We start from the raw sequence: 26,606 nt of genomic DNA on the forward strand, positions 1-26,606 counted from the left end.
TACGATATAGTGGCTTAGAATTGAATCGACCGATGCTGATGTAGCTATTCCTTCCTGCCGCATTGACTCGTCTTAGCGTATAGTTTGTACTAGTCTGCAATTAGCTTACTTATGTATGAAAAAATAATTGCATCAACTATCTCTGCCGACAAACCGCTGTTTAAATCATCATTTCTCTGCGAGCACCCCATGAGCGAAACCGTTTTGCTGTATCACAACCCGAATTGTTCCAAATCCCGTGCCGCCTTAAAGTGGCTGCAACAGCAGCCGGGCATGGCCGTGCAAACACTGGATTACTGTGCCAATCCGCCTTTCGAAGCCGATTTGCGAGGGTTGCTACAACAGCTCGGCACCCAAGATGTGCGCAGCATCATGCGCACTGCCGATGCGGCCTATGCCGAGCTGGGTTTGGACAAGCCGGATTTGAGCCAAGACGAGCTGATTGCCGCGCTGCACCAACATCCGGCATTGCTGCAACGCCCGATTGCGGTATACCGACAACGCGCCGCCATCGGGCGGCCGTTGGAAAACATTATTGCCTTGTTCGATTAACTGATTGAGTTGTAAGTATATGTGAGACCACCATGCTGGCCATATTCTGCGGTTCCCTGTTGCGCCAAGTTTGGCGGGGCATCAAGCTCTGTCTGCTGGTGTTGCTGGTGCAGGCCGCATGGTGCACTTGGCTGGTGTACAGTTACAGCACGCGCACCGCTTCCCGGCGGGCAGATGCAGCGGTGGTGCTGGGCGCGGCGGCCTGGGGCAAAAATCCTTCGCCTGTGTTCCGCGAGCGCATCAACCACGGCATCACGCTCTACCGCAGCAATCGAGTGGGCAAGCTGATTTTCACCGGCGGCACGCCCAAGGCGGGCTATATGACCGAAGCCGAAGTGGCCCGCCGCTACGCACGCAGCCACGGCGTGCCGAATAAAGACATCCTGCTGGAAACCACGTCGCGCGACACACAGCAGAATTTGGAAAATACCAAAACCTTAATGTATAACAACGGCTTAGAAAGCGTGGTTATCATCAGCGACCCCTACCATCTCGCCCGCGCCGCCGCCGTGGCCGATTATGTGGGGCTGGATTACCAAACCGAGCCCACGCCCACCAGCCGCTACAGCGGGCAGAACCGTGCTAAATTCATAGTCAGCGAAGTGCTGTCGCTGATGGCCTTCCAATGGTGGCGGTTGAGCGAAACCGCTGCTGCCTACGGGCGGGATTACCTGCTTTCGCGGCAGGCAGGGCAGTAGTTTTCAGCACACCGCTTCTTTGCTGCCGCCATTATCTCCCAGCCGGCAGGAAAAGGGATAGAGAGGCAACGGTATTTCTCCCTATTCAGTTCACATAATTTTCAGGTAGCCTTTTGCATGATTTGGGTGGCTTATTTTGTGTTTTCGGTTTGGGTGCAGCTGTTTTTGGCAATGGCGGCTTTGAAGGTTTCGGGGTGACCAGTGAGGGTGAAATGGTGGGTGGTGGGGTAGTAGAGGTTGCTTTGGGCGAGCAGGGGGTCTTCGCACACAAGGGCGCGGGCTTCGGTTTGCAGTTTGGCGCGGATTTGTGCAGCTGGCTGTTTGGCGAGCTCAGGATCGTTGAGAGTGAGGTATTTGTGCATGGTGCGCGCGGTGTGGTCGAAGCGGACGCGTTGCAGGGTGAGTTTTTCTTCGGTGAGGGGGAGGCGTTGGTTCATGCCGGGGATGAGGAGGATGAGGGCGGCGGTTTGGCCGTCCTCTTCCTGTTGCGCGGGGCTTTGGCTGCTTTGGATTTGGGCGCAGCGGCCGGCGGGGATGTTGATGTTGATGGGGTCGGTTTCGCCGCTGATGGTGTAGCGGATGGTGAGGCCGCGGGTTGGGTTGAGGGCGGGGAATTGGGGGTGTTCGCACCAGGAGGCTTCGGCAAGGGTTTGCAGGGCTTGGACGGTGGGCGCGCGTTCGGCGTTGGGCGGCAGGGGGAGCAGTTGGCTGTCGATGGCGGCATCGATCAGGATGTTGCCGCCTTGCGCGGTGGCGCGGCGGATGGTGATGGGGCCGGATTTGATGGGCGCGTCCCGGTTGATGCTGCGGATGAATTGGGGCAGGCCGGCGGCTTGTCGGGCGGGTTGCTTGGCTTGGGCGGCAAGAGGCAGGGCGGCGGCGGATAGGATGAGGGCTAATTTGAGAGCTTGCATGGCGGTTTCCTTTTTATGCGGGTTGGAGGCTACCTGAAAACTGCGGTTTGGTTTTTCAGGTAGCCTTTTTTATTGTCGTATACAAGTGCTTACATCACCGCCAGCGCGGCCAAACATTTTTCGCGCTGGCCGTTTTGCGGAGGGATGGTTTGGCCGGGCAGGATTAAAGTGTAGCGGTGGCCGCGGCCGTGGGCTTCGAGCACGCGGTAACACAGGAGGCTGGCGAGGCGGTCGGCGCTGGTGCCGGCGGGGTAGTCGGCATAGCTGATGATGTGGTCGGCGGCGTGGAAGGCGGGTTCTTCGAAGTGTTTGTCGAGCAGGCGGCCGCTTTTGGCGTAGCTTTTCCAGGCGATGTGTTGCAGAGACGTGCCGGGTTGGTGGTCTTGCAGGAAGGCGAGGTCTTCGTTGCCGCCGAGCTTGTGGCGTGGCTCGCCTTCTTCGGCGGGAGTGCTGCCTGGCGGGGCGGTGTGCGGTTGGGGGGCGGGATAGACGAGGCCGTTGGCGGGCCAGTGCCATACGCATTCCACGCTGCTCACGGCAAACGGCCACACGCTGGCGCAGCGCAGCGGGGGCAGGATGAGGCGGCCGCGCCGTGCGGGCAGCACGGGCCAGATGAAGGGTTGGGGCTGCTTGGCGGTGAAGAGGGCGGTGCGGTATTCGGGATCGGTATTGCGGCGGCTCTCGGGGGCAAACCAAAGCTGGCGGTGGCGGGCTTTGACGGAAGGGGCAGGGAAGAGTTGGATATCGGCAGGCTGCCCTTGGAAGAGTTCTTCGGGTAGGGTGAGGTCTAGGCGCAGGCCGAGCAGTTGGAGACAATTGAGCAGGGTGCCGACAAACAGGAAGCCGGCGAGCCAGAAGGCGACGATATAGGCGAGGTTTACCTGATAGTTGAGCCCGACGAGCCACAACAGGACAATCATGGCGGCCAGGCTGATGCCAAGCCGGGTGGGTCGCAGGCGCAGGTCGCGCAGGCGCGGGCTGTATTGGTTGGTGCTCACGATACGGCTACCTGAAGCAGCATTTGTTCCAACAGCTGGGGGATGGATTGGGGTTGCAAGGTTTGCAGGCGGTGTCCGGCCACAGCTATCCATACGGCTTTGATGTCTTCCGGTAGCACATAATCGCGGCCGGCGAGGAAGGCCCAGGCTTTAGCAGCTTTAACCACGGCAAGTCCGGCGCGCGGGCTGAGGCCGGTAACGAACAGGCCGGGCTGTCGGGTGGATTGCACCAGCCGGTAAACATAATCGGCGGCCTGCTGAGAGCATTTCACTTGGGTGGCCTGGGCCTGCCATTGGAGTAGGATTTCGGCGTTGCACACGGCTTTGAGCGCGGGCAGCAGTTGGCGGCGGTCGCCTTGGGCATAGAGCCGGCGTTCGGCTTCGGCGGAGGGGTAGCCCAGTGAGAGGCGCATCATGAAGCGGTCGAGCTGGGATTCGGGCAGGGGGAAGGTGCCGAGTTGTTCGATGGGGTTTTGGGTGGCGATTACGAAGAAGGGTTTGGGCAGGCGGTAGGTTTTGCCGTCTACGGAAACCTGTTTTTCCTCCATGGCTTCCAAAAGTGCGGACTGCATTTTGGGCGAGGCACGGTTGATTTCGTCGGCCAGCAGGAAGTGGTGGAAAATGGGGCCGGGATGGAATTTGAATTGGCCGTCGGCAGGTTGGAAGACGTTGATACCGAGAAGATCGGCGGGCAGCATGTCGTTGGTGAACTGGACGCGGCGGTAGTCGAGGCCGAGCACGGCGGCCAGGCCGTGGGCGAGGGTAGTTTTGCCCACGCCAGGCACGTCTTCGAGCAAAACGTGGCCGTCGGCCAGGATGCAGGCCATCAGGTGTTGGAGAACGGTTTCTTTGCCGAGAATCAGGCTGTTGAGTTGGGAGAAGACGTTTTGCAAGTGGGGATTCATAGTGTGGATTATCTGAGTTGTTATGTGTGTGAGGCTACCTGAAAATATTTTTGCTGTGGCGGTATGAAGAAAAGCCCTGTTCAATCAACAGGGCATATTCCCAGGCAGACTAATCGTGCACCGGCTCTTCGGCGGCAACCTGCTCGATCAGCTGGGAGATGCTCATGCCGCGTTCAAGAGATTGGTCGTATTTGAAGTGCAACTCGGGCGTTTTAAACAGCTTGATGCAGTAGGAAAGCTCGCTGCGCAGATGACCCTTGGCATGTTCGAGCGCTTCGGCGGTAATCTCGCGCGTGGCATCGTCAAGCACGGTGTAATACACGGTGGCGTGGCTGTAGTCGCGGGCAAGCTCGACTTCGTTGATGGTAATGAAACCGGCGCGCGGGTCTTTGAGGCCGGTGCGGACGAGCTCGGCCAGCTCGCGCAGGATTTGTTCGCGCACGCGGTCTTGGCGGGCATAGCCGCGGTGGATTTTGGCCATATGGTCTTTCTTGATCAGGGATTATTTCAGTTCGCTGGTGCGGTCGAGCAGGGCATCCATCAACGAGTCGTATTGTTTTTTACGGTGTTGGATGCGCAGTTGGTCGAATTCACCCAGCTGTTCTTCAAAGGTGCGGGTTTTGAAATAGGGCTTCAGGTCGAAGGACTTTTCCAAAAAGCGGATAATATTGAGGTCATTTTCGCGATCGACAGGGCGCAGAGGCAGCCGCCTGGTGAGCACGAAGTTGTCGGGCATGACAAGGGTGGCCACGATGATCGGTTCGTCGTTTTCGCGTTGGCGTATTTCGCGGATTAGGGTAAAAGTTTCAAAGGCATATGTTTGTTTGTCGTTCATTTTCGCGTACTCATCAGGGCAGCGGTGGGTATGGTGGGCAAACATGGTGTAAACAAGCGATATGATACGATAACCATCGCCGACTGGGTATAGGCCTAAGCATTTATTTTTTTACATATATAGCCAAACTGCTAAAAAACCATAACCGAACGGTGGGGTTTGGCTGCGTTTTCTTATTTGCCAAACAGTTCACTGCTCCACAACTCTCTCAATATAGCCTGCAGTGCGGAAAATGTAGCGAGAGGCTACCTGAAACGGGTTCGGGCAGCCTCTTGTTTCGTCTTGTGCCTGTTTACAGAGTGCGGGCTACTTCCACAATATCGAAGGCTTCCAGCATATCGCTTTCTTGGATATCGTTGTAGTTCTTTAGCATCAGGCCACATTCGAAGCCCATACGCACTTCTTTCACATCGTCTTTGAAGCGTTTTAGCGATTCGAGCTCGCCAGTGTGGATTACCACATGGTCGCGGATGAGGCGCACACGGCTGTCGCGCTTGATGATGCCATCGGTAACTATGCAGCCGGCAATGTTGCCCACTTTGGAAATATTGATGACCTGGCGGATTTCCACCGTGCCGGTCTGCTGCTCTTTCTGCTCGGGGGCGAGCATGCCGCTCATGGCCGCTTTCACATCGTCGATGGCATCGTAAATGATGTTGTAGTAGCGGATTTCGATGTCTTCGTTTTCGGCCAGCTTGCGGGCAGAGCCGTCGGCGCGCACGTTGAAGCCGATGATGAATGCGCCGGAGGCAATGGCCAAGTTTACATCGCTTTCGGTAATGCCACCTACGCCGCTGTGCAACACTTCCACTTTCACCTCGTCGTTCGACAGCTTTTTGAGGCTACCTGAAAGTGCTTCGTACGAACCCTGTACATCGGCTTTGATGATTACCGACAAATGCTGTGCTGCCTGGCCGTCGTCGGCGTTGGCAAATAGGTTCTCCAGCTTGGCAGCTTGCTGTTTGGCCAGCCGCACGTCGCGGTATTTGCCTTGGCGGAATAGGGCGATTTCACGTGCTTTTTTCTCGTCGGCCAATACCATGGCATCTTCGCCGGCATTGGGTACGTCGGAGAGACCGAGGATTTCCACCGGAATGGAGGGACCGGCTTCCTGTACTTGTCTGCCGTTTTCATCCACCATGGCACGTACTTTACCGAATGCAGTGCCGGCCAGGAGCATATCGCCTTTTTTCAGCGTGCCGCTTTGCACCAGCAGGGTAGCCACCGCACCGCGGCCTTTATCAAGGCGGGCTTCCACGATGATGCCTTTGGCGGGTGCGTCTACCGGGGCTTTCAGTTCGAGCACTTCGGCTTCCAGCAGCACGGCTTCCAAAAGCGCATCGATATTGATGCCTTGTTTGGCGGAAACATCGATAAACTGCACATTACCACCCCAAGCATCGGGGATAACTTCGTGAGCAGTCAGCTCTTGGCGGATGCGTTCGGGATTGGCGGCTTCCTTATCGATTTTGTTCACGGCCACCACCATTGGCACACCGGCTGCTTTGGCGTGGGCGATAGCTTCGATGGTTTGTGGCATCACGCCGTCGTCGGCAGCCACCACCAGAATCACGATATCGGTAGCCTGTGCGCCGCGTGCACGCATCGCGGTAAAGGCTTCGTGACCGGGGGTGTCGAGAAAGGTGATGACGCCGCGCGGGGTTTGCACGTGGTAGGCGCCGATGTGCTGGGTAATGCCGCCGGCTTCGCCTTGTACCACTTTGGCACGGCGGATGTAGTCAAGCAGTGAGGTTTTACCGTGGTCCACGTGGCCCATTACGGTTACCACCGGCGGGCGCGGCAGGACTTCAGCTTGAACGGCGGTTTCGGTGTCATCCAAGAAGGCTTCGGGATCGTCTGCGGCGGCGGGTTTGCCGATATGACCCATTTCTTCCACCACAATCAGCGCGGTTTCTTGGTCGAGCGATTGGTTGATGGTAACCATCATGCCCATCTTCATCAGGGCTTTCACCACTTCCACGCCCTTAACCGCCATTTTGTGTGCCAAATCGGCCACTGTAATGGTTTCGGGTACGAGCACTTCATGCACCACCGGCTCGGTTGGGGCTTGGAAGGCGTGCTGATTAGGCTCCAGCTTGAGCTGTTTTTTGCTTTTTTTACCGCTGCGCACACGTTCTTCATCGCCACGGTTATTGCGTTCTTTGCCTTTGCTTTTGGCGGAATGGCCGCGCGGCATATCGTCGTCGCGCTGGTGGCGTTCGCCTTTTTTTGGGCGGCTACTTCCAGGGGCGGCGCTACCAGAGGAAAGAGGGGTTTTTTCGCTTGGCGCAGCACTGCGCGGGGCAGACTGCTGCTCTTTGGCCAGCTTGGCTTCCTGCTGCGCTTGCAGTTTGGCAGCTTCTCGGCGAGCTTGGCGCTCCTGTTTTTCTTTCAATAGGGCTTGCTGGTGCGCACGCAAGGCTTCGGCACGGCGGGCTTCTTCGTTACGCATGACCTGTTCGGCGGCACTGACTACTTCCACAGGCTGCGGTAGTGGTTTGGGTGCTTTTTCTTTTTTGGGGTTGCGGCTGCGTTTTGGTTTGACTTCGGCAGCAGCTTCGGTTTTCGCCTTGGCTGGTTTTTCTTTGGCAGCAAGTACAGTGTCAGCTTCAAGGTTTTTGGAGGCTATTTGAATCTCTGTGGCAGCGGGCTCGATGGCAGTTTCAACAATAGTGGCCATAGTTTTAACCGGAGTGGCCGGCTCGGCAGTGGGTAGTACAACAAGCTCGGCAGCTGATTCAATTGGCGGCACGGCTACACGGCGGCGGCGGCGGGTTTCTACCTGTACGCCAGCCACGATGCTGCGTTCGGTGCGGGTGCGGCTCACGCTGATGGATACAGTGCCGCTGTCATTCTGCTTGCGTAGGTACGCCAGTAGGGCTTGTTTGTCTGCCGGGCTGATGCTGTCGGCACCATTGTTTTTCTCCACGCCGGCGGCTTTGAGCTGCTCTAAGAGTGTGGGTACGGTTTTTTTCAGTTCAGCAGCAAATTGTTGTACGGTATTACTCATAAGTTTCCGGCCTCCTTATTCCTGTGTTTCGGCAAACCAATGTTCACGGGCGGCCAAAATAACGGTTTTGGCATCTTCTTCGCTCACGCCGGTGATTTCAATCAATTCGTCGGTGGAAAGCTCAGCCAGGCTGTCGCGGGTGGTAATGCCGGCCTGTGCCAGATCGCGCAGCATGTCTAGATCGATGCCGTTTAGGTTTTTTAGCTCTTCTTCTATTTCGTCCAGTTTTTCTTCCGACATGATGGCCAGGGTAAGAATGGCATCGCGGGCGCGGTTGTGCAGGGTCTCCACGGTGGCTTCGTCGAAGCCGATTTCCACCAGTTCGGCAGTGGGCACATAGGCCACTTCTTCTAAGGCGGCGAAGCCTTCTTCAATCAGCAGGTCAGCAGTTTGCTCGTCCACGTTCAAGTGCTGCATGAACAGGTTGCGGATTTGTGCGTCTTCAGCTTCGTGGCGCTCTTCGGCTTCCTGTACAGTCATAATGTTGAGCTGCCAGCCGGTGAGATCGGCGGCGAGGCGCACGTTTTGGCCGCTGCGTCCGATGGCGGGCGCGAGCTGGTCGTCGGCTACGATAACGTCTACCGAATGGTTATCTTCATCAATCAAAATGCGGCTGACTTCGGCGGGGGAGAGCGCGTTAATCACAAATTGGGCGGTTTCGGGCGACCACAGCACCACGTCCACACGCTCGCCGGCCAATTCGTTGGATACGGCATTCACACGCGAGCCGCGCACACCGATGCAGGTACCTTGTGGGTCGATACGCGTATCATTGGATTTGACGGCGATTTTAGCGCGCTGGCCGGGGTCGCGGGCGACTTCTTTTATTTCCAACAGGCCATCTTCAATTTCCGGCACTTCCTGCTCAAACAGTTTTACCAAAAATTCGCGCGAGGTGCGGCTGAGGATAACTTGTTTGCGCCCGCTGTTGCCTTGTTCGTCCACGCGCAGGAAGAGGGCACGGATGCGGTCGCCGCTGCGGAAGTTTTCACGTGGGATACACTGGTCGCGCGGAATCAGTGCGTCCAAACGGCCGACTTCCACAATGATGCCGTGGCGCTCAACGCGTTTTACTGTGCCCATTACCACGTCTTCACGGCGGGCAAGGAATTTTTGCAGAATTTGCTCACGCTCGGCATCACGGATGCGTTGCAGGATAATTTGCTTGGCAGTTTGTGCGGCTTGGCGGCCAAAGGCCACGTTTTCCAGCTCTTCTTCGTAATACTCGCCAATTTGTAGCGTGGAATCGAGGAATTCTTCTTGGATTTCCTCGATGGTTTTCTGCGTGTCGGGGTAGGTGTAGTCTTCATCGGCCACAATTAACCAGCGGCGGAAAGTATGGTATTCACCGGTATTGCGGTCGATGCTCACGCGCACGTCCATGTGTTCGCGGTCGTCCTTTTTCTTGGCAGCCACCGACAGGGCGAACTCCAATGCTTCGAATACCACTTCGGATTCAACGTTTTTTTCGCTGGCCAATGCTTCGGCCAGTTGCAACATTTCGCGGCTCATGGGAATGAACTCTCCATTATTAATTGATAAATAGGCAAATTAGAATTCGGGCTTCAGGCGTGCCTGGTCGATATTGGATAATTCGATGACAGCAGTTTTGCCGTCGAAGGCAATAGTTAGCACGTCGTTTTCAAAGTTTTCGATGCGGCCGATGAAGTTTTTCTGCCCCTCAATCGGCAAACGGGTTTTTAGCTTGACGAGGCTACCTGAAAAACGGATGAAGTCGGCCGCCTTTTTCAGCGGTCGGTCTAGGCCGGGGCTGGAGATTTCCAGCCGTTTGTAGTCCACGTCTTCCACTATGAAGAGGCGGCTCAAATGGTTGCTGACGGTGGCGCAGTCTTCCACAGTGATTCCTTCTGGTTTGTCGATAAACACGCGCAAATTGCCTTGCGCGGTGAGTTCGAAATCCACCAGTTCGTAGCCCAGGCCGGGCAGGGTTTTTTCTAAAACGGCTTGAATATCCATGAATTCCCTAGTTGGAAAACAAAAAAATGGCCTCGGGGCCATTTCTCATTTATCTTGTATAAATAACTGAAAAACGGTGTAATTCTAAACCATATTCGCCAGTTTGGCAATTCTGTTTTCGCTTGGTACACAGGATGGTGGGCGGGTTGTAAGAATCGTGCAACAATGAAGAAGTATAATGGAGCAGGGTGTTTTGTTTGGTTTTTTAACTTCGTTGCAGTAGCACTTTCAGGCAGCCTTCTTTACCACGCAATGTAAAACATCTCTTTGGCCAGAAACACAATCGGGTTGTGCAGGATTTGCAGGTAGCGGTGCATCATCACCAGGCCGGAAGGAAACAGCAGCCTGACCACCCACGGCATCACCTTCACTGCCTGCGCAGACGGCACCCGTTCCGTTTCGCGCTGCGCCTCGCGGTTAACTTTTTTGGTGTACAGTACCGATAAAACCAGCGACTCAAACAGCATCCCGCCCATGAAGATGATGGCACAAAATATCAGTGAATGATGTGTGCAACGGAGTAAACAGACATTTACCTGCCTTTTGATGCAATCACAGAAAAGTACGATACTCTCACAGGCAGGTAGGGCGGTTAAATTCGCCGTGCCTCTCTGATACTGACAGAAAGGGTATATACCATGAGAAAATCTACCGTTACTTCTATTTTCACTGTTATGCTGCTGGCCGCCTCCCTGAGCGCTTGCACTGGTATGACCACCAGACAGCGCAACGCCGCCATCGGTGCCGCAGTGGGTGGGGTGGCAGGCAACGTGATCGGCGGTGATACCGGCTCAACCTTGGGTGGTGCCGCGTTGGGTGGTGTGGCCGGTAGCTTGATTCAATAAGCTTAAACCCTTGTGATGATGCGGGCGGAAGTGTGAAAGCACTTCTGCCTGCAATTGTTTTGATATTTTATAGACTAGTACGGTTTCGATATTAAATCATTCCGATTAGGCTGAGGCAGGGTAAACTAAGGCTGTATCGGTTTGATCGAAACGGTTAGAGATAATGTGTACCGCAGCTGGCCGGTAAGCCGGGTTCTGTCGTTGGACAGTCATTCCTCTAGGCCGATTGTTACCAAGCGGCTCAAGCAACCTACCCGAATGCTCGGCGAGCAGCGTCGTTGCATTCTGTTTGGTCTTGCTGCGGATGGGGTTTGGCCTGCTACGGGCTGTTACCAGCCGCACGGTGCGCTCTTACCGCACCATTTCACCCTTACCTGTGCTGCGTTGCCGCAGCCATCGGCGGTTATGCTTTCTGTTCCACTTTCCGTCGCCTCGCGGCGCCCAGCCGTTAGCCGGCATCCTGCTCTGTGCAGCCCGGACTTTCCTCCCCACCCAAAGGCGCGGCGACTGTCTGGCCTGCTGCGGTACGGGCGTGATTATAACGGATTGGGCGGGAAAGGCTACCTGAAAACGAAGTTTCCGAAGGAAGCTGAGTTTATGCGGAGCTAAAGTCAAACTTCAACGAAGTTGAAATGCAGCGCAATAAGTGTCTGTGAAGCTAAAATTTTCAGGTAGCCTTCTGCACACTTGTCAGTGTACTTGATAGCGCTGCAATACGGCGCGGATTTGCGGTAGGGCGACGCGGGCGGCGTCTTCGCCGAGTTTGATGGCGTGGGCTTTTTCATCGAAGCCGCCCACGGCGCCGAGATGCTGCACCTGTGGTTTGATCACCACGTCGGCCTTGGCCAGCTCGCTGTTGAGGGCGGGGGTGCTCATAATGTTGAGGCTTTGGTCGAGGTAGGAGAAGAAGCCGCTTTGGGATAGGCGGGCGGGTTTGGCGGAAATGTCCACCGCAATCACCACGTTGGCACCCATCTGGCGGGCGGCGGATACGGGTACGGGGGCGGTGAGGCCACCATCCACATAGCGTTTGCCGTTGATTACTGCGGGCTGGAACACGTTGGGGATGCTGGCGGAGGCGCGCACGGCCTGGCCGGTGTTACCGCTGCGAAATACCACGCTGCGGCCGGAGTCGAATTCGGTGGCCACGGCGGCGAATTTGCGCGGCAGGTTTTGGATGGGGCGATTGCCCACTTGGCGGTTGATGTAGTTTTGCAGTTTTTCGCCACGGATAAATCCGTTAGTGGAAAGGGTTAAGTCCACCAAATCGGCGCGTTGCAGATTTTCGGCTTCGCGCTGCAGGCGGGGGGCGTTCATACCGGAGGCATAGAGGCTGCCCACCAGGGCGCCGGCGCTGGTTCCGGTAACGATTTTTATGGGAATATTGTTTTCTTCCAATACTTTAATCACGCCGATATGGGCGAAGCCTTTGGATGCGCCGCCGCCCAAGGCCAAGCCGATGACGACTTGGGGCTTACGGGTGGCGGTGAGCGGCTGGCGTGATGGGTTCTGCGAGTTGCCGCTGATGAGGTTGCAGGCGGAGAGGGTTAAGGTGAGCAGGGAAATGCCGAGGCTGCGGTGCAATAGGCTGTTCATGGGGGAATCCTCTGTTATTAAGCGGGGGAGCCGGTATTGTATAGCAAAGTAACTCAATTTTCGCTACGGCCTTGGTTTGCTTTATTGTAGTTTTATACTGTCTGCGGTTTGCCGCCTGGTATCGAAAGTTGATTTAGTCCGCTATAGCGGATCGCTATGATTGCCGGCGAGTTGCTGATGTTGGCGTTGGAACGATAAGGAGTATTGCTAAAGAACAAACCTACCTGAAAGCGCAGCTGCAACGAGAGGCTAAAACGAGAAGTTAAAATAGGAATGATGTGGTGTTGGCTCTTCTTGCTGCCACTCAAGCTATCTTCGGTTTGTCGGCTGTTAGGAGTCACACTAACTAAGTGCCAAAACCATATCGGCTGTTAATTATGCTCATGCGTAGGCTGTTCGCACGCTTGGCAGCATGCTGCGCCGGTATTGGCGGGTTCGGTCTGCACGGTGATGTGCCCGATGCCGTGAGTTTGCACCGTTGCCTGCACTTGTTGCGCCAAAGTGGCGGCTTGTGCCACGGTTAGGTTGCCGCGCACGATGATGTGGCAGGACATGGCGTGTTTTTTGCTGGTAATTGTCCAGGCATGCAAATCGTGTACGCCTAATATGCCGTTGATTTTCTGAATGTCTTCGGCGATTTTCACCAAATCCGTGCCTTGGGGCGTGCCTTCCATCAGGATGTGCAGGCTACCTGAAAGCACGCCCCAGCCGCTTTTGCCAATCAGCAGCGCCACCGCCGCGCTGGCGGCCAAGTCCGCCCAGTCCCAGCCATAAAACTGTATCAACAGGCCGGCCGCTACTGCGGCAACGGAGCCGAGCAAATCGCCCACCACATGCAAAAATGCGCCGCGCATGTTCAGGTTGTCTTTCTCGCCGCGCAGCATATACCACGCGATAAACAGGTTTACCAACAGCCCGAATGCAGCCACCATCAGCATCGCGCCGCCTGCTACGGGCACGGGCTTGAAGGCGCGGATAACGGCTTCGACCACAATCCACGCCGCCATCACCACCAGCGTAAGCCCATTGAGCGTGGCGGCAAGGATTTCTACACGCTGATAGCCGTAGCTTTTCTGCGAGTTGGCGGCCTTCTCCGCCCATTTGAAGGCAAAAAGCGCCAGGGTGAGCGAGGCGGCATCGGAAAACATATGTCCCGCGTCTGAGAGGAGTGCCAAGCTGCCGCTGAGCCAGCCTGCCGCTGCTTCCACCAGCATAAAGCCGGCAATCACGGCTAACGATACGCGCAGGATATGGGTGTTGGTGCTGTGGACGTGGGAATGGTTGTGTTCGTGGCTGTGGAAGGACATGGACACTCCTTGGGGGACAGGGTGGGGCTACCTACCTGAAAATGAGAAGACAATAGAAGCGGGCATAAATGCCCGCGTGGAGTGAGGTAGCCTTAGGAATAAAAATGTATAGGCAGCGAGTGTTCATCCCACGGCTTGCTTGCCTAACTGGCTACCTGAAAATTTGCAGCCGCTGGGGCTAGTCTGCCTTCAGCACGCGCTGGCGGCGGGTTTCGGCCAGCACCATGCCGGTGCTCACGGATACGTTGAGGCTTTCCACCGTGCCGAGCATGGGGATGGAAACCAGCGCGTCGCAGTGTTCGCGGGTGAGGCGGCGCATGCCTTCGCCTTCGTTGCCCATCACCCAGGCCACGGCGGCGGGGATGTCGTAGTGGAACAGGTCGGCTTCGCCGCCCATGTCGGTGCCCACTATCCAGATATCGCGCTCTTTGAGTTCGCGCAGGGTGCGGGCAAGGTTGGTGACGGCGATGTAGGGCACGGTTTCGGCGGCGCCGCAGGCCACTTTGCTCACGGTGGCATTCAAGCCGACGCTGCGGTTTTTCGGTGCAATTACGGCGTGCACGCCCATGGCGTCGGCTACGCGCAGGCAGGCGCCGAGATTGTGCGGGTCGGTGATGCCGTCGAGGATGAGCAGCAGGGGCGGCTCGGTGAGGTTGTCGAGCACGTCGTCGAGGTGGACGTGGTTGTGCGAAGCGTCGATAAAGCCGGCGATGCCTTGGTGTCGGGCGTGGCGGCACAGGTTATCGAGGCGGGCGGCTTCCACGAAGTGAACGGGAATATTTTCCTGCGCGGCTTTTTCCAAGGCCTGCTGCATACGGGCATCGTGGCGGCCGGATAGGGCGTAGAGCTCGGTGAGGCTTTTGGGGTTTTGCCACAGGCGGGCGTTGACGGCGTGGAAGCCGTAGATCAGGCGGCGGTTGGACATATGGTTTGCTTTCGTGATGTAGGCTACCTGAAAAAGCGGATGCGGTTTCAGGTAGCCTTTTGGATATTGGGGTTTAATTTACGCGGCAGCTTGCGCTTGCGGATGGCCGCGTGGTGCGCGGCCTTATTCCGGCCACAATTTTTGGAAGGCGCGCACGGCAGCGGCGGGGTCAGAAGCGTGGGTGACGGCGCTGACCACGGCCAGCGAGGACACGCCGGTGGCGAGCACGGCGGGCGCGTTTTCCAGCGTGATGCCGCCGATGGCCACGGTGGGGGTATTGCCGGCTTGTTGCACGTAGCGGCGCAGTTTGTCCAGCCCCTGCGGTTCGGTGGGCATGGCTTTGGTGTTGGTGGCGAATACGGCGCCGCAGGCCACGTAGCTGGGCTGCACGGCCAAGGCACGTGCCATTTCGGCTTCGTCGTGGGTGCTCAGCCCCAAGCGGATGCCGGCGCGGGCAAGGGCGGCAAAGTCGGCGCTGTCCATGTCTTCTTGGCCGAGGTGTACGCCGTAGGCGCCTTCTTCGAGGGCGAGCTGCCAGTGGTCGTTGATGAAAAGTTGGCTATGCGAGCCACGGGTGGCGGCGATGGCACGGCGGATTTCCTGGCGCAGGGCTTCGCCGGTGAGGGTTTTGCTGCGCAGCTGCACGGTGTCCGCGCCGGCATCGGCCATACGCGCCACCCAATCGGCATCGGGCACTACAGCGTAGAATTTGAGGGGGCGGATGATGGAGGGAAATGGTTGCATAGCGGGCGGCCTGCGGGTGGTTGCGGGGTGGCTATTATAGCGCAGCTGCCAATGGCCAGGATGGGAAAGATACTGTCAGGACTAGCCCCGACGGCATGAAATATATAAGGCTACCTGAAAATAAATTGGAGCTTTCAGGTAGTCTTTAGGGCAGAGATGGCGGTTGCCTGAGCATATAGTCGTGTCGAAATAGGCATGCTACGACGTCGGCACGTTTTGCGTGAGGCTGTATGTTCATGGTTTGTTGTCTTGTATGAGAATAGTTGTGCCTCAATATAATAAAAGGCTACCTGGAACTTTCAGGTAGCCTTTTGTGTGCATTAGAGAGCTTAGAACAGGCGTTGGCGGCGGCGGCTGATTTCAAAGCCGTGGTTTTGGCTGTTGGTGCAGGTCATGCCACTGGTGCGGCTGGTGCACTGCCAGCCGTCACCGCGCAGGGTTTGGCCGTAGGGCAGCACGCGGCTGTCGGGGCTAGCGAGGCTATCGCCAACGCAGCCCATTTGGGTGCGGCCGGTGCGGGAGATGGAGAAATTGCCGCCCCAATCGAGCTCGCAATCGCGCGGTTTGGGCCGGATGGGACGGTCGGGCTGGGGAATCTGGCATTCCACTACGCCGGGGGAATGGTCGTACATGCAGTTGATGTTGCCGCTGGGGCTGCGGAAAAGTTTGATGTCGGCATGGGCGGTGCCAGCGGCGAGCAGGATGGCTGCGGCGGTAAGGGGGAGGGTACGCATGATGTTACTCCTTATATAGAGAGTGGTTGGAAAAGTGATTGGTAAACAGATAGTTAGAAGCGGTACAGGCTGTCTGGACTGATTTGGAAGCCGTGGCCTTCGGTATTGGTGCAACTTAGACTGCCGGATTGGGCAGTGCATTGCCAGCCGGGTTGGTTAAAGAGTTTGAAGGGCTGGTTGTCGGGGAGGGCATAGCTGCCTGCTTGGAATTTGGCGTAGTTGTGGTGGTTGCAGTTGAGGTGGGCGGAGCCTTTTGCAAATAGGGAGATATTGCCGCTCCATTGGCCGTTCCAAGTTCCGAAGGGGCAGTCTTGAGGTTCGCATTCTACAGGAATGGGTTTGGTAGGCGGGGGAATTTCGCAGGTGAGTTGGGGGACGTAGCCACCGTATCGGCAGGTGATTTGGCCATCTACACTGTGGAAGAATGCCACTCTGGCATGGGTGCCGGCGGCGGCGAGTAGGATGGCTGCGGCTGCTATGGGTAAGGTACGCATGGTGTTGCTCTATTAGAGTGGTTGGGAAAGGAGAATTGTATCTCAAAGTTGGATGTTTTTTTAGCTTTGTAAAAACTAGTTTTAGCTTCTTTAAATAATTTCTCAGAAACTCGACTTCCTTCGAAAAGCTTGTTTCAGATAGTCTTTTGCTGCATTCTAAAGAGGCTACCTGAAAAATATTTCAGGGTTTCACAGCACGGCTTGCGGATAGGCGCCGATGATTTTTACGAAGGCGGCGCATTCGGCAAGGGTTTCGAGGGCGGGCTGGATTTGGGGACTGTCGGCGTGGCCTTCGATGTCGATAAAGAAGATGTAGTCCCACAGACCGGCGCGGCTGGGGCGGCTTTCGAGCTTGGTCATGGAGATGCCGTGCTCGGAGAAGGGTTGGAGCAGGCGGTGCACGGTGCCGGGGCGGTTGGGGGCGGAGACGATGAGGGAGGTTTTGTCGCGGCCGGAGGGCTGGGTGCTGTTGTGGCCGAAGATGAGGAAACGGGTAGTATTGTTAGGCTCGTCTTCGATGTTGGCGGCGAGTTTGGCCAGATTGTAATGCTCGGCGGCGGCCTGGGCGGCAATGGCGGCGGCTTGCGGCTCGGCAGCGGCGAGGCGGGCGGCTTCGGCGTTGCTGGCCACGGAAATGCGGGTGGCATGGGGCAGGTGGCGGTTGAGCCACTCGTGGCATTGGGCCAGCGCTTGGGCGTGGGCATACACTTTTTCCGGCTGCCCGTTAGCGCCGTGCTGCTGCAATAAATGATGCTGGATGCGCAGGAACACTTCGCCGCAGGCACGCAGGGGGGTGGAAACCATAAGGTCGAGGGTGCGGCCGACCGGGCCTTCGGTGGAGTTTTCCACGGGGGCGACAACGTAGTCGGCCTGGCGGGCTTCCACCAGTCGGAAGCATTCGTCGATGGAGGGGCAGGGCTGGGTGCGGGCGGCGTGGCCGAAGTGCTTCACGGCGGCTTGTTGGGTGAAGGTGGCTTCGGGACCGAGGTAGGCGATGGTGAGCGGGCGTTCTACGGCGAGGCATTCGCTCATGATTTCGCGGAACAGGCGGGCGACGGCTTCGTCGGGCAGGAGGCCGGCGGCGGTTTGGTTCAGGCTTTGAATGCGCTGCAACACTTGGGCTTCGCGCTCGGGGCGATAAACGATGCCGGTGCCTTTGAGCTCGCCGATGGCACGGGCGTGGGCGGCGCGCTGGTTAAGCAGAGTGAGGATTTCGGCGTCGATGGCATCGATGGCCTGGCGGTGGGGGGCGAGGGATTGGTCGGGCATGGCACGGCCTTTGTTCGGGATGGGGATGGGCTGATTGTATAGCAAATTGGCGTCCTTTTGATACAAGTTGAGTCAAGGCTGTAGCGGAAGTTAAATGAGCTTACTATAGCGTAGAAAAATGGGGCGTTGGTGTTGATTGAATGTTTTCAGGTAGCCTCGGGTGGGGCGGGAGGCTACCTGAAAAGCGTTGCGGGAAAAGTTGGGCAAAGGCTGCCTACGGCTAAGGCAAAACGTTTATAATCCTGCGTTTTCAGGTAGCCTTTGTTGCCAAGGGCTGCTGCTTCAACCTAAAGATTAAAGAAATTCAACTGAAACATGGACAAACTGAAAATTACCGGCAATGGCCCGTTGCACGGCGAAATCGTGATTTCTGGTGCGAAAAATGCTGCCCTGCCGCTGATGTGTGCTGGGCTTTTAACTGAAGATATTTTGCATTTGACCAACGTGCCGATGCTGGCCGACGTGAAAACCACGCACAAACTCTTGCAAGGCATGGGCGCAGAGGTGGAAAGCGACGGTGTGAGCGAACTCAAAATCAACGGCGGCACGGTAAACAACACTTGCGCGCCGTATGAATTGGTGAAAACCATGCGTGCTTCCATTTTGGTGCTCGGCCCCACGCTGGCGCGTTTCGGCGCGGCGGAAGTGAGCCTGCCCGGTGGCTGCGCCATCGGCTCGCGGCCGGTGGACCAGCACTTGAAAGGGCTGGAAACCATGGGCGCGGAAATCGTGATCGAGCACGGTTATGTGAAGGCGCGCGGCAAGCTCAAAGGTGCGCGTGTGGTGATGGACATGGTGACCGTGGGCGGCACGGAAAACCTGCTGATGGCAGCCACGCTGGCCGAAGGCACCACCGTGCTAGAAAACTGCGCAGTGGAGCCGGAAGTGGTGGACTTGGCCGAATGCCTGGTGAAAATGGGCGCGAAAATCAGCGGTATCGGTACGCCTTCTATGACGATTGAAGGTGTGGAGAAGCTGCATGGCTGTACCCACAGCGTGGTGCCCGACCGCATCGAAGCCGGCACTTTCCTCTGCGCCGTGGCCATGACCGGCGGGCAGGTACGCCTGCAAAATGCCGCGCCCAAAACCATGGAAGCGGTGTTGGACAAGCTGGTGGAAGCCGGCGCGGAAATCCAAACCGGCGAAAATTGGATCGACATTAAAATGACGCAGCGTCCGAAAGCTGTAGACGTGCGCACCGTGCCGCATCCGGGTTTTCCCACCGATATGCAGGCGCAGTTTATGGCGATGAACGCGGTGGCTGAGGGCAGCAGCCGGATGGTGGAAACCATTTTTGAAAACCGCTTTATGCATGTGCCCGAGCTCAACCGTATGGGTGCGCATATCAGCGCCGAGGGCAACACCGCGCTGGTAAAAGGTGTGGAGCAACTTTCTGGTGCCACCGTGATGGCCACTGACTTGCGCGCTTCGGCCAGCCTGGTGATTGCCGGCCTGGTGGCCGATGGCGACACCATCGTGGAGCGCATCTATCACTTGGATCGCGGCTACGAGCATATTGAAGAGAAGCTGAGCAAAGTGGGCGCGAAAATCGAACGTTTGAAACAGTAGTCAATTCGACAGTAAAGGCTACCTGAAAAACCAACCGTAGGGGTTTTAGGTAGCCTCAAGTATCAGGAAGCAAAAACAGCCCGATATTCGGGCTGTTCTTTAAATATTTGCCGGTTTGGATTATCGGCAGGACAAGCCCAAGATGGTGGGCGGGTTGCCGTTGGACAGTTTGATGCGGCAAGTAGTGCCGGAAGTGCCGGATACCACGGCATAGCGTGCACCGCCTTCGTTGCGGGTGCTGATATTCATCGGCTCTTTCACGCCCATGGATTTGGATGTTTGCGCCAAGTTTTGCACCAATTCAGACGGCAGGCCGGAAGAGTCGTTGCCGATTTTTACACCGTCGGCCCATGCGGACGCAATCGGCAACAAGGCCAGCATCAGAATAGTTAATTTGCGTTGCATAGTTAGTTCTCCTGTGAAAAATGGCTACCGTTGCCGGTAGCTGTGGAAACACTCTACTATATCGGAGTAAGGGTTGACAATGATTATGCTGCTTTTTACCTACGGCAGTGTCGGTAAGTGTCGCATTTTGTGGGCAAGTAATCTAATGGCTTTAAATAAATTTCTTTATAAATTAGCCTATTAGTTGGCTAATTTGTTGCCTGATGTGAAGCGGTCGATAGCCAAGCGCGTACTGCCGATTAAATATTTTCAATGGATTGCCACACATGAACCGAAACAATTCCCCCCTGCCTGCCTACCGGCCGCCGTTTTGGCTGCGCGGCGGGCATTTGCAGAGCATTTGGCCGAAACTGGTGCGCATTGGTAGCCCGGCCTATCGGCGTGAGCTTTTGCCCGACAGCCTGGGCGCTACCGAAGTGGCCTACGATTTTGTGGATGGCAAACGCCCCGATGCCCCGCTATTGATGCTGTTTCACGGGCTGGAAGGCAGCAGCGCCAGCCATTATGCCCGCGCCCTGATGTTTGCCGCGCAACGGCACGGCTGGCACGGTGTGGTGGCGCATTTCCGCAGCTGCGGCGAAGTGGAAAACCGCGCGTCTGTGTTTTATCACTCCGGCGACAGCGCCGAAGTCGCGCACATGTTGCAATTAATGCACTCGCGCTACCCGCGCATCTGCGCCGTCGGCATTTCCTTGGGCGGCAACGCATTGGCCAAATACTTGGCCGAGCAGGGCAACCGTGCCATTCCGCAGGCTGCAGCCGTGGTGAGCGCGCCGTTAGATTTAACCGCCGCCTCGCATCGGCTGGAGCAGGGCTTGAGCAAAATGTTGTATGCACCTTATTTCCTGCGTTCGCTGTTGCCTAAAGCCGCTGCTTGCGCCGCCCGTTTTCCGCATATTGATGCCGCTGCCGTGCAAGCCGCCGCCAGCCTCACCGATTTCGACAACAGCTTCACCGCCCCCTTACACGGCTTTGCCGATGCCACCGACTACTACCGCCGATCCAGCGCCAAACCCCTGTTGCGCCAAATCGCCGTACCTACCCTGATTTTAAATGCGCTGAACGACCCCTTCATTCCCGCCGAATCACTGCCGCAGGCGGGCGATGTGTCGCCAGCCGTTACCCTGTTGCAGCCTGAATACGGCGGCCACGCCGGCTTTCCCGGCACGGCTGATTTAGATTGGCTGCCGGATACCGTGTTGCGTTATTTCGACGGCGTGGCAGTAAAGGCTACCTGAAAAGGTAGGAAGATTTTTCAGGTAGCCTCTAACCAGAGTTGAAAGGAAACATCATGACCATTACCCAAAACTATCTCGCCGGTTTGCAGCAAGCCTACGTTAAATGCGGCGATACAGACGAGTAGACACACTTTGTCGACATCAAGCACGGTATCGCCCCTGAAGATGTCCATGCTTTGCAAGCCACCTATCCGCAAACGCCTGCCTCCCTGCTTGAGCTGCTCTCTTTCGCCGACGGCACCTACTGGCGCGAATACCAAGGCGAAACAGTCAGCTTGTTCCTGCTCGGCTCTGATATTATGGAATATCCCTACTATCTGCTCTCCGCTCGGCAGATGCTGGAAAGCAAAAATCCACAATATTTGTCCGACTACATCAACCGAGTCTACCCTGCTGAAGACGTGGCCGTGGATGATCGTATCACCCGCGATGTAGCCAATGCCTGCTGGCTACACTTCTCCGACTGCATGAACAACGGTGGCACCTCGCAGCTGTTTATCGATCTCACCCCATCGGCATCCGGCAAGGCTGGGCAACTCGTCCGCTACCTGCACGATCCCGACGAGCTGGAAGTGATTGCCGACAGTTTCGATGAATATCTGCTTGCCTTAATTGAAGATAGATACGATTTTATTCATGAAGACGATTTTTAAGCAGAGTTAATAGATACCGTGGTAAAGAGGCTACCTGAAAACCGATATTCTCAGGTAGTCTTGATTTAATAAACTGCTACAATCAGCCAGCCGACGCAGTCGAAAGCGCGTATAATGCCTGCCGTTTGAATTTTCCAACCATGAAGAGAGGCTGCCATGACTATCCGCTACAAGCGTGTTTTATTGAAACTTTCCGGCGAGGCATTGATGGGTAACGATGCCTTTGGCATCAATCGTGCCACGATTATGGGCATTGTCGGGCAGATTGTGGAAATCGCCAAAATGGGCGTGGAAGTGGGTGTGGTGGTGGGCGGCGGCAACCTGTTTCGCGGTGTGGCCGCACAAGCCAGCGATATGGACCGTGCCACTGCCGATTACATGGGCATGCTTGCTACCGTGATGAACGCGTTGGCTTTGAAAGATGCGTTTGAAAGCCTTGGCCAGTCTGCGCGCGTACAATCGGCGCTTTCCATGCAGCAGATTGTCGAAACCTATGCCCGCCCCAAAGCCATCCAATATTTGGAAGAAGGTAAAGTGATGATTTTTGCCGCTGGCACGGGCAACCCCTTCTTCACCACCGACACCGCCGCCGCGCTGCGTGGTGCAGAAATGAACTGCGACATCATGCTCAAGGCCACCAATGTGGACGGCGTGTATACCGCCGACCCGAAAAAAGACGCTTCGGCCACGCGCTATCAAGACATCACGTTTGACGAAGCCATCGTGAAAAACCTGAAAGTGATGGATGCTACTGCCTTGGCGCTGTGCCGCGAGCGCAAACTGAATATCGTGGTGTTCGGCATCGCCAAAGAAGGCGCGCTCAAACGGGTGGTGCTGGGCGAAGACGAAGGCACTTTGGTGCATATTTGATTGAATTGGCAAGATTATAGGCCGCTTCCCATTAGGAGGCGGCCTGATGTTTTGGGTTTCAGGTAGCCTGCTATAGAGGTGAGGTTACCTGAAAAGCACTAATATATAGCAAGCCAAATTGACTTTCGATACAAGGCGGTGAGCCGTAAGCAGTACGGAAGTACGGCAAGGCAAACCAACGCTGTAGCGAAAGTCAATTTGGCTTGCTTAAAATCCGCCCAACCCAAATTTGGCCTCCACAGAAGCTCAGCTTCCTTTGGCAATCTTGTTTCGGCTAGTCTTTTGTGCCGCAGAAAAAATGCCCGTTGCAACAACGGGCGTTGGTGTGTTGGGCAAGCCTGCTTATTTTTGCAGCAACACGCGCAGCATCCAGGCGGTTTTTTCGTGGGTTTGCATGCGGGTGGTGAGCAGATCGGCAGTGGGCTCGTCGTTGGCTTGGTCCACAGCGGGAAACAGCTCGCGGCAGGTGCGGATCACGGTTTCCTGGCCTTCCACCAGTTCGCGGATCATGGCAGGGGCATCGTTACTGCTTTGGCCGTCTGGAATGGAAGTGAGTTTGGCAAATTCGCTGTAGGAACCTGGCGCCTTGAAGCCCAGTGCGCGGATGCGTTCGGCAATTTCGTCCACGGCCAGCGCCAGCTCGTTGTATTGCTCTTCAAACATGGTGTGCAGGCTGTGGAACATCGGGCCTTCCACGTTCCAGTGGTAGTTGTGGGTTTTCAGATAGAGAGTATAGGTGTCGGCCAGCACCTTAGACAGGCCTTGGGCGATGGTTTGGCGTTGGGTTTCGTTGATACCGATGTTGATGCTCATGATGGCTCCTTATTAAACAGAGTTGGGGAAAAGAATTACTGTTTGATTGGCAGCCATTGTAGTGCTGTATATTTTATTTTTCCAATTAAAAATTACTCTTTGATTAATTTTTTATTTCAATACTAGAAAGAAGGCTATCTGAAAGGGTTCAGGTAGCCTTCGCTAAGTTTTGATACATTTGAAAGATTGGTTTGCTAAAGAATGGCAGGCAGGAAGGGGGGAATTTCAGGTAGCCTATTGGCGGGGGAAGAAATGGTTATCTGAAAAATGAATGATCCTGCACTATTAAAGATGAGTGCGGGCATCCGCTGCTGCTTTAGCGCAGCACTTCCTGTTCGGGCGAGTCGTTGCGGGGTTGCAGGCGTACGCCGTGTTGGCCGACGCTCCAGCATTGGGCATTGGCGCTGCGGCTGCACAGGCGCTTGCCATCGCTATACCATTCTTGATTGCGGTTGCCGGTGCAGGATTCGAGGGTGATGTTGCTGCCGGTTTGGGTGAGGCATTGGCCGTTTTGGCGGATGGTGCCGTTGCGGATGATGCGTTCGAAATATTGATTGGGCATGTTGCGGCAGGGGCGAAGGGTGAGGGTTTGGTTGTGGACGGTGATGCATTCGCTACCGATGCGCATGGTGTCGCCATCGGGGAGCTTGGGTTCGGATTGTTTTTCGCGGGCAAAAGCAGTGCTGCTCGGGGCTTTGGTGTGGAGTTTGGGGGTGTTGGGCGGGATGGGGCGCACGGGGCAATAGGGCAGAGGGCAGGCGGTGAGGAGGAGGGCGGAGAGCAAGATGGGGCGGCGCATGGGGGTTATTCTCGTGGGTTCAGGTAGCCTTTTATATAGCGAGGCTGGGAATATGGCATAATTTGCTGCTGTGGAATTTAGCAAATGCTGGCTTGATAGGAAAGCGGTTTGTGCAGTTTTGTATAGCGGTTTGGTGTTGTTGTGGGCGGGATTTGTCCGTTTGTGCGGCGAGGCGTTAAGCCGGATACAGATGCAGTATTATCAGGCCGGAGAGCTGGCGGGTGTGCGGTTTATGGTGGCGGCGCGCCCGGCAGCCGGAAAACCTTGCCGCAGCGGGCAAAGCAAGGTAGTATCCCGCCCGTTATGCACTATATGCCGTGGCAGCCGGAAGGCTACCTGAAAACATCTCAATTAAGGAAACCCTATGATCAAAGAAATCCAAACCTCAGCCGAAACCAAGATGCAGCGTTCGGTGGAAGTGCTGCGCGAAAATCTAGCCAAAGTGCGCACCGGCCGCGCCCACACCGGCTTGCTCGACCAGGTGGAAGTGGAATACTACGGCAGCATGGTGCCGGTGAGCCAGGTGGCCAACGTAACCCTGCTTGACGCGCGCACCATCAGCGTGAAGCCCTATGAGAGCAATATGGCCGCCGCCGTGGAAAAAGCTATCCGCGATTCCAACCTCGGCCTGAATCCTGCTTCTATGGGCGACCTCATCCGCGTGCCGATGCCGATGCTCACCGAAGAGCGCCGCAAAGACCTGATTAAAGTAGTGCGCGGCGAAGCTGAAGACGGTCGCGTGTCTATCCGCAATGTGCGCCGCGATGCCAACGACCACATCAAAAAACTGCTGAAAGACAAAGAAGTGTCGGAAGACGATGCCCGCCGCGGCGAAGAGCAGATCCAGAAGCTCACCGATAAATACATCGCCGAAGTAGATAAACTGCTGGAGCATAAAGAAGAAGATTTGATGGTGGTGTAAACCATCCGAGCGATACGGCGGCACGGGCTGATATATTTGCCCGTGCCGCCTCAGGCTACCTGAAACCTGCCCAGCCCGAGGAAAGCATATGAGCAGCAGCACCCAAAGCATCCCCGAACGCACCAATATCCCGCGCCATGTTTGCGTGATTATGGACGGCAACGGCCGCTGGGCGAAAAAACGCCTGCTGCCGCGTGTGATGGGGCACAAACGCGGCCTCACCGCCCTGGAAAACCTAGCCGCCCGTTGTGCTGAGCTCGGCGTGGAATACCTCACCGTATTCGCCTTTTCCACTGAAAACTGGCGTCGGCCCGAAGATGAAGTTTCCTTTTTGATGAAACTGTTTTTGCAGGCACTGGATGGGAAGGTGGATAAAATGCACCAAAACAACCTGCGGCTCAAAGTGATCGGCAATCGCAGCCGCTTTCCTGCCGCCATTGTGGCCGGCATCGAAGCTGCCGAACGGCTCACTGCCGGCAACACCGGCCTCACGCTCACCGTGGCTGCTGACTACGGCGGCCGCTGGGATATCCTGCAAGCTGCCAACCGGCTGATTGCCGAAGGCAAAAGCGAAATCACCGAAGACGACCTCTCTCAGCGCCTTTCCTTGGCCGAAGCCCCCGAGCCTGACCTGTTTATCCGCACCGGCGGCGAAACCCGCATCAGCAACTTCATGCTCTGGCAAATGGCCTATGCCGAATTTTATTTTACCGACGCGCTGTGGCCGGATTTCGATGCTGCCGAGTTCGATCGTGCCATTTCTTCCTTCCGCGTGCGCGAACGCCGTTTCGGCCGCACCAGCGAACAGCTGCCGCCGGAACAACAGCGCGGTTGAGTTGTTGGTTTTCAATCGGGCAGGGCGGCGATGGGCGGATGCCTGTTGCCGCTTTGTTTTAGCGCTACAACCCATGCCCATTCTATGAACCACAGCGAATTTTCTATTCAGATCGAAAACCTCCGCCAATCATTCGCCAACCGTAATCTCGAAGACTATCTCCTGGCGCTTCATGCCCTGTTGCAAAGTCAACAGGATGCCGTTTGCACACCCACCCTCTGCCTCAGCCTACTGCAAGAAGCCTTTACTGCTTCGCCTGCGCCGTTTAACGAACAATGGCTGCTCATCCGTCAGATGCCCGATGAGCAGCTGAAAACAAGCGATCCGTGGCAATACTCCTGCGCCGTGATTATTTTTCAGGTAGCCGAGTTGCACCGCATGCGTGGCCAAGAGTTGCAAAACGAATTGCGCCACTACGGTATCACCTCCGAAACCGGCTATAGCCGGTACAACTCCGACCCGCTCACCCTTTTGGAATGCGGCGCGCAGGGGCTGGAAGACAGTTTGAGGGAGGAAGACAGCGGTGGCAGAGGATTGGTCGCTGTTGGGCGATTTGTTGGACTTGGGGCGTTATTACGAATAAGTAGCGCGAAAGGCTACCTGAAAATTTCAGGTAGCCTTTACTTTGGACAGGCAAAACTGTTTGCGCTAAAATGCCGTGTTTTCCGTTTTTCCCTGATTCGACTGAAAGAGATATAA

Annotated in this window: 29 protein-coding genes and 1 other RNA gene; 10 read left to right on the top strand and 20 right to left on the bottom strand. The window is 56.2% G+C overall.

Features of this window, described 5'->3' with window-relative positions; all coding sequences use genetic code 11:
• Positions 1-189: 189 nt before the first annotated feature.
• Together arsC and A7Q03_RS00710 are read left to right on the top strand one after the other, a co-directional pair.
• The gene (arsC, locus tag A7Q03_RS00705) at positions 190-552 is read left to right on the top strand and encodes an arsenate reductase (glutaredoxin) (RefSeq protein ID WP_067447329.1); all 363 of its coding nucleotides are present in this window, start codon (positions 190-192) and stop codon (positions 550-552) included.
• Positions 553-584: 32 nt separating this feature from the next.
• Positions 585-1,250: a YdcF family protein gene (locus A7Q03_RS00710; protein WP_067446450.1), complete on the top strand. Its 666-nt coding sequence runs from the start codon at positions 585-587 to the stop codon at positions 1,248-1,250.
• A 131-nt stretch (positions 1,251-1,381) separates the two neighbouring features.
• On the opposite strand, the gene A7Q03_RS00715 is transcribed toward A7Q03_RS00710, so the two are convergent.
• The 9 genes from A7Q03_RS00715 to A7Q03_RS00755 form a co-directional block, all read right to left on the bottom strand.
• Positions 1,382-2,164 (bottom strand): hypothetical protein, encoded by a 783-nt coding sequence (locus tag A7Q03_RS00715; RefSeq protein WP_067446453.1) that lies wholly within the window; start codon positions 2,162-2,164, stop codon positions 1,382-1,384.
• 89 nt (positions 2,165-2,253) lie between these two features.
• The gene (locus A7Q03_RS00720; protein ID WP_067446456.1) at positions 2,254-3,162 is read right to left on the bottom strand and encodes a DUF58 domain-containing protein; all 909 of its coding nucleotides are present in this window, start codon (positions 3,160-3,162) and stop codon (positions 2,254-2,256) included.
• A complete protein-coding gene (locus A7Q03_RS00725) occupies positions 3,159-4,067 on the bottom strand; it encodes a MoxR family ATPase (protein WP_067446459.1) in 909 nt (302 codons plus the stop codon). Before A7Q03_RS00725 ends, A7Q03_RS00720 begins: the two co-directional genes overlap by 4 nt.
• 109 nt (positions 4,068-4,176) lie before the next feature.
• Complete coding sequence (gene rbfA / locus A7Q03_RS00730) at positions 4,177-4,548, bottom strand: 30S ribosome-binding factor RbfA (RefSeq protein WP_067446462.1); 372 nt, start codon at positions 4,546-4,548, stop codon at positions 4,177-4,179.
• 21 nt (positions 4,549-4,569) lie between these two features.
• Positions 4,570-4,902, bottom strand: coding sequence for a hypothetical protein (locus A7Q03_RS00735; protein ID WP_067447331.1), 333 nt, complete (start codon positions 4,900-4,902; stop codon positions 4,570-4,572).
• Between the two features lie 292 nt (positions 4,903-5,194).
• Positions 5,195-7,912: a translation initiation factor IF-2 gene (gene infB / locus A7Q03_RS00740; RefSeq protein WP_067446465.1), complete on the bottom strand. Its 2,718-nt coding sequence runs from the start codon at positions 7,910-7,912 to the stop codon at positions 5,195-5,197.
• Positions 7,913-7,927: 15 nt separating this feature from the next.
• Complete coding sequence (nusA, locus tag A7Q03_RS00745; RefSeq protein ID WP_067446468.1) at positions 7,928-9,424, bottom strand: transcription termination factor NusA; 1,497 nt, start codon at positions 9,422-9,424, stop codon at positions 7,928-7,930.
• Between the two features lie 39 nt (positions 9,425-9,463).
• Positions 9,464-9,889 carry a ribosome maturation factor RimP gene (rimP, locus tag A7Q03_RS00750; RefSeq protein WP_067446471.1) on the bottom strand — a complete coding sequence of 142 codons (426 nt, stop codon included), beginning with the start codon at positions 9,887-9,889 and terminating at the stop codon, positions 9,464-9,466.
• Positions 9,890-10,131: 242 nt separating this feature from the next.
• On the bottom strand, positions 10,132-10,365 hold the full coding sequence (locus A7Q03_RS00755; protein ID WP_067439548.1) for a hypothetical protein: 234 nt from the start codon (positions 10,363-10,365) through the stop codon (positions 10,132-10,134).
• A 162-nt stretch (positions 10,366-10,527) separates the two neighbouring features.
• On the opposite strand from A7Q03_RS00755, the gene A7Q03_RS00760 reads away from it, so the two are divergent.
• Positions 10,528-10,734 (top strand): glycine zipper 2TM domain-containing protein, encoded by a 207-nt coding sequence (locus tag A7Q03_RS00760; protein ID WP_067439543.1) that lies wholly within the window; start codon positions 10,528-10,530, stop codon positions 10,732-10,734.
• A gap of 168 nt (positions 10,735-10,902) precedes the next feature.
• Here A7Q03_RS00760 and rnpB read toward each other — a convergent pair.
• From rnpB to pheA, 8 genes are all read right to left on the bottom strand, one after another.
• Positions 10,903-11,257, bottom strand: an RNA gene (gene rnpB, locus A7Q03_RS00765) — RNase P RNA component class A.
• 167 nt (positions 11,258-11,424) lie between these two features.
• On the bottom strand, positions 11,425-12,330 hold the full coding sequence (locus A7Q03_RS00770; protein ID WP_067446474.1) for a patatin-like phospholipase family protein: 906 nt from the start codon (positions 12,328-12,330) through the stop codon (positions 11,425-11,427).
• 371 nt (positions 12,331-12,701) lie between these two features.
• Entirely contained in the window at positions 12,702-13,637 is a 936-nt protein-coding gene (locus A7Q03_RS00775; protein WP_067446477.1) for a cation diffusion facilitator family transporter, read from the bottom strand.
• Between the two features lie 178 nt (positions 13,638-13,815).
• Positions 13,816-14,562, bottom strand: a complete 747-nt coding sequence (gene rlmB / locus A7Q03_RS00780; RefSeq protein WP_067446480.1) for a 23S rRNA (guanosine(2251)-2'-O)-methyltransferase RlmB — start codon at positions 14,560-14,562, stop codon at positions 13,816-13,818.
• A gap of 123 nt (positions 14,563-14,685) precedes the next feature.
• Positions 14,686-15,306 (bottom strand): thiamine phosphate synthase, encoded by a 621-nt coding sequence (gene thiE, locus A7Q03_RS00785; protein WP_067446483.1) that lies wholly within the window; start codon positions 15,304-15,306, stop codon positions 14,686-14,688.
• Positions 15,307-15,635: 329 nt separating this feature from the next.
• Positions 15,636-16,040: a DUF6636 domain-containing protein gene (locus A7Q03_RS00790; RefSeq protein ID WP_082880633.1), complete on the bottom strand. Its 405-nt coding sequence runs from the start codon at positions 16,038-16,040 to the stop codon at positions 15,636-15,638.
• A gap of 53 nt (positions 16,041-16,093) precedes the next feature.
• The gene (locus A7Q03_RS00795; protein WP_067446486.1) at positions 16,094-16,534 is read right to left on the bottom strand and encodes a hypothetical protein; all 441 of its coding nucleotides are present in this window, start codon (positions 16,532-16,534) and stop codon (positions 16,094-16,096) included.
• A gap of 189 nt (positions 16,535-16,723) precedes the next feature.
• A complete protein-coding gene (gene pheA / locus A7Q03_RS00800) occupies positions 16,724-17,803 on the bottom strand; it encodes a prephenate dehydratase (RefSeq protein ID WP_067447335.1) in 1,080 nt (359 codons plus the stop codon).
• 315 nt (positions 17,804-18,118) lie between these two features.
• Here pheA and murA point away from each other — a divergent pair, with 315 nt between their 5' ends.
• On the top strand, positions 18,119-19,372 hold the full coding sequence (gene murA, locus A7Q03_RS00805; protein WP_067446489.1) for a UDP-N-acetylglucosamine 1-carboxyvinyltransferase: 1,254 nt from the start codon (positions 18,119-18,121) through the stop codon (positions 19,370-19,372).
• A 120-nt stretch (positions 19,373-19,492) separates the two neighbouring features.
• Here murA and A7Q03_RS00810 read toward each other — a convergent pair whose 3' ends face one another.
• Entirely contained in the window at positions 19,493-19,777 is a 285-nt protein-coding gene (locus A7Q03_RS00810) for a hypothetical protein (protein WP_067439523.1), read from the bottom strand.
• A 266-nt stretch (positions 19,778-20,043) separates the two neighbouring features.
• Between A7Q03_RS00810 and A7Q03_RS00815 the strand changes: the two genes are divergently transcribed.
• The 3 genes from A7Q03_RS00815 to pyrH all read left to right on the top strand — a co-directional run bounded on the left by A7Q03_RS00815 (position 20,044) and on the right by pyrH (position 22,538).
• Positions 20,044-21,015, top strand: a complete 972-nt coding sequence (locus A7Q03_RS00815; RefSeq protein WP_067446492.1) for a YheT family hydrolase — start codon at positions 20,044-20,046, stop codon at positions 21,013-21,015.
• 152 nt (positions 21,016-21,167) lie between these two features.
• Positions 21,168-21,668, top strand: a complete 501-nt coding sequence (locus tag A7Q03_RS00820; RefSeq protein ID WP_255361788.1) for an SMI1/KNR4 family protein — start codon at positions 21,168-21,170, stop codon at positions 21,666-21,668.
• Positions 21,669-21,824: 156 nt separating this feature from the next.
• The gene (gene pyrH / locus A7Q03_RS00825) at positions 21,825-22,538 is read left to right on the top strand and encodes a UMP kinase (RefSeq protein WP_067439517.1); all 714 of its coding nucleotides are present in this window, start codon (positions 21,825-21,827) and stop codon (positions 22,536-22,538) included.
• Between the two features lie 342 nt (positions 22,539-22,880).
• On the opposite strand, the gene A7Q03_RS00830 is transcribed toward pyrH, so the two are convergent.
• The gene (locus tag A7Q03_RS00830; protein WP_067439514.1) at positions 22,881-23,351 is read right to left on the bottom strand and encodes a Dps family protein; all 471 of its coding nucleotides are present in this window, start codon (positions 23,349-23,351) and stop codon (positions 22,881-22,883) included.
• Between the two features lie 316 nt (positions 23,352-23,667).
• On the bottom strand, positions 23,668-24,150 hold the full coding sequence (locus A7Q03_RS00835; protein ID WP_067446495.1) for a hypothetical protein: 483 nt from the start codon (positions 24,148-24,150) through the stop codon (positions 23,668-23,670).
• A gap of 364 nt (positions 24,151-24,514) precedes the next feature.
• On the opposite strand from A7Q03_RS00835, the gene frr reads away from it, so the two are divergent.
• The 3 genes from frr (at position 24,515) to A7Q03_RS00850 (ending at position 26,606) form a co-directional block, all read left to right on the top strand.
• Positions 24,515-25,072, top strand: a complete 558-nt coding sequence (frr, locus tag A7Q03_RS00840; protein ID WP_064083836.1) for a ribosome recycling factor — start codon at positions 24,515-24,517, stop codon at positions 25,070-25,072.
• Between the two features lie 88 nt (positions 25,073-25,160).
• Positions 25,161-25,907 (top strand): isoprenyl transferase, encoded by a 747-nt coding sequence (locus tag A7Q03_RS00845; RefSeq protein ID WP_067446498.1) that lies wholly within the window; start codon positions 25,161-25,163, stop codon positions 25,905-25,907.
• Between the two features lie 84 nt (positions 25,908-25,991).
• A complete protein-coding gene (locus A7Q03_RS00850; protein WP_197474737.1) occupies positions 25,992-26,606 on the top strand; it encodes a hypothetical protein in 615 nt (204 codons plus the stop codon).

The sequence above is a fragment of the Eikenella sp. NML99-0057 genome, from assembly GCF_001648535.1.
Taxonomy (GTDB): domain Bacteria; phylum Pseudomonadota; class Gammaproteobacteria; order Burkholderiales; family Neisseriaceae; genus Eikenella; species Eikenella exigua.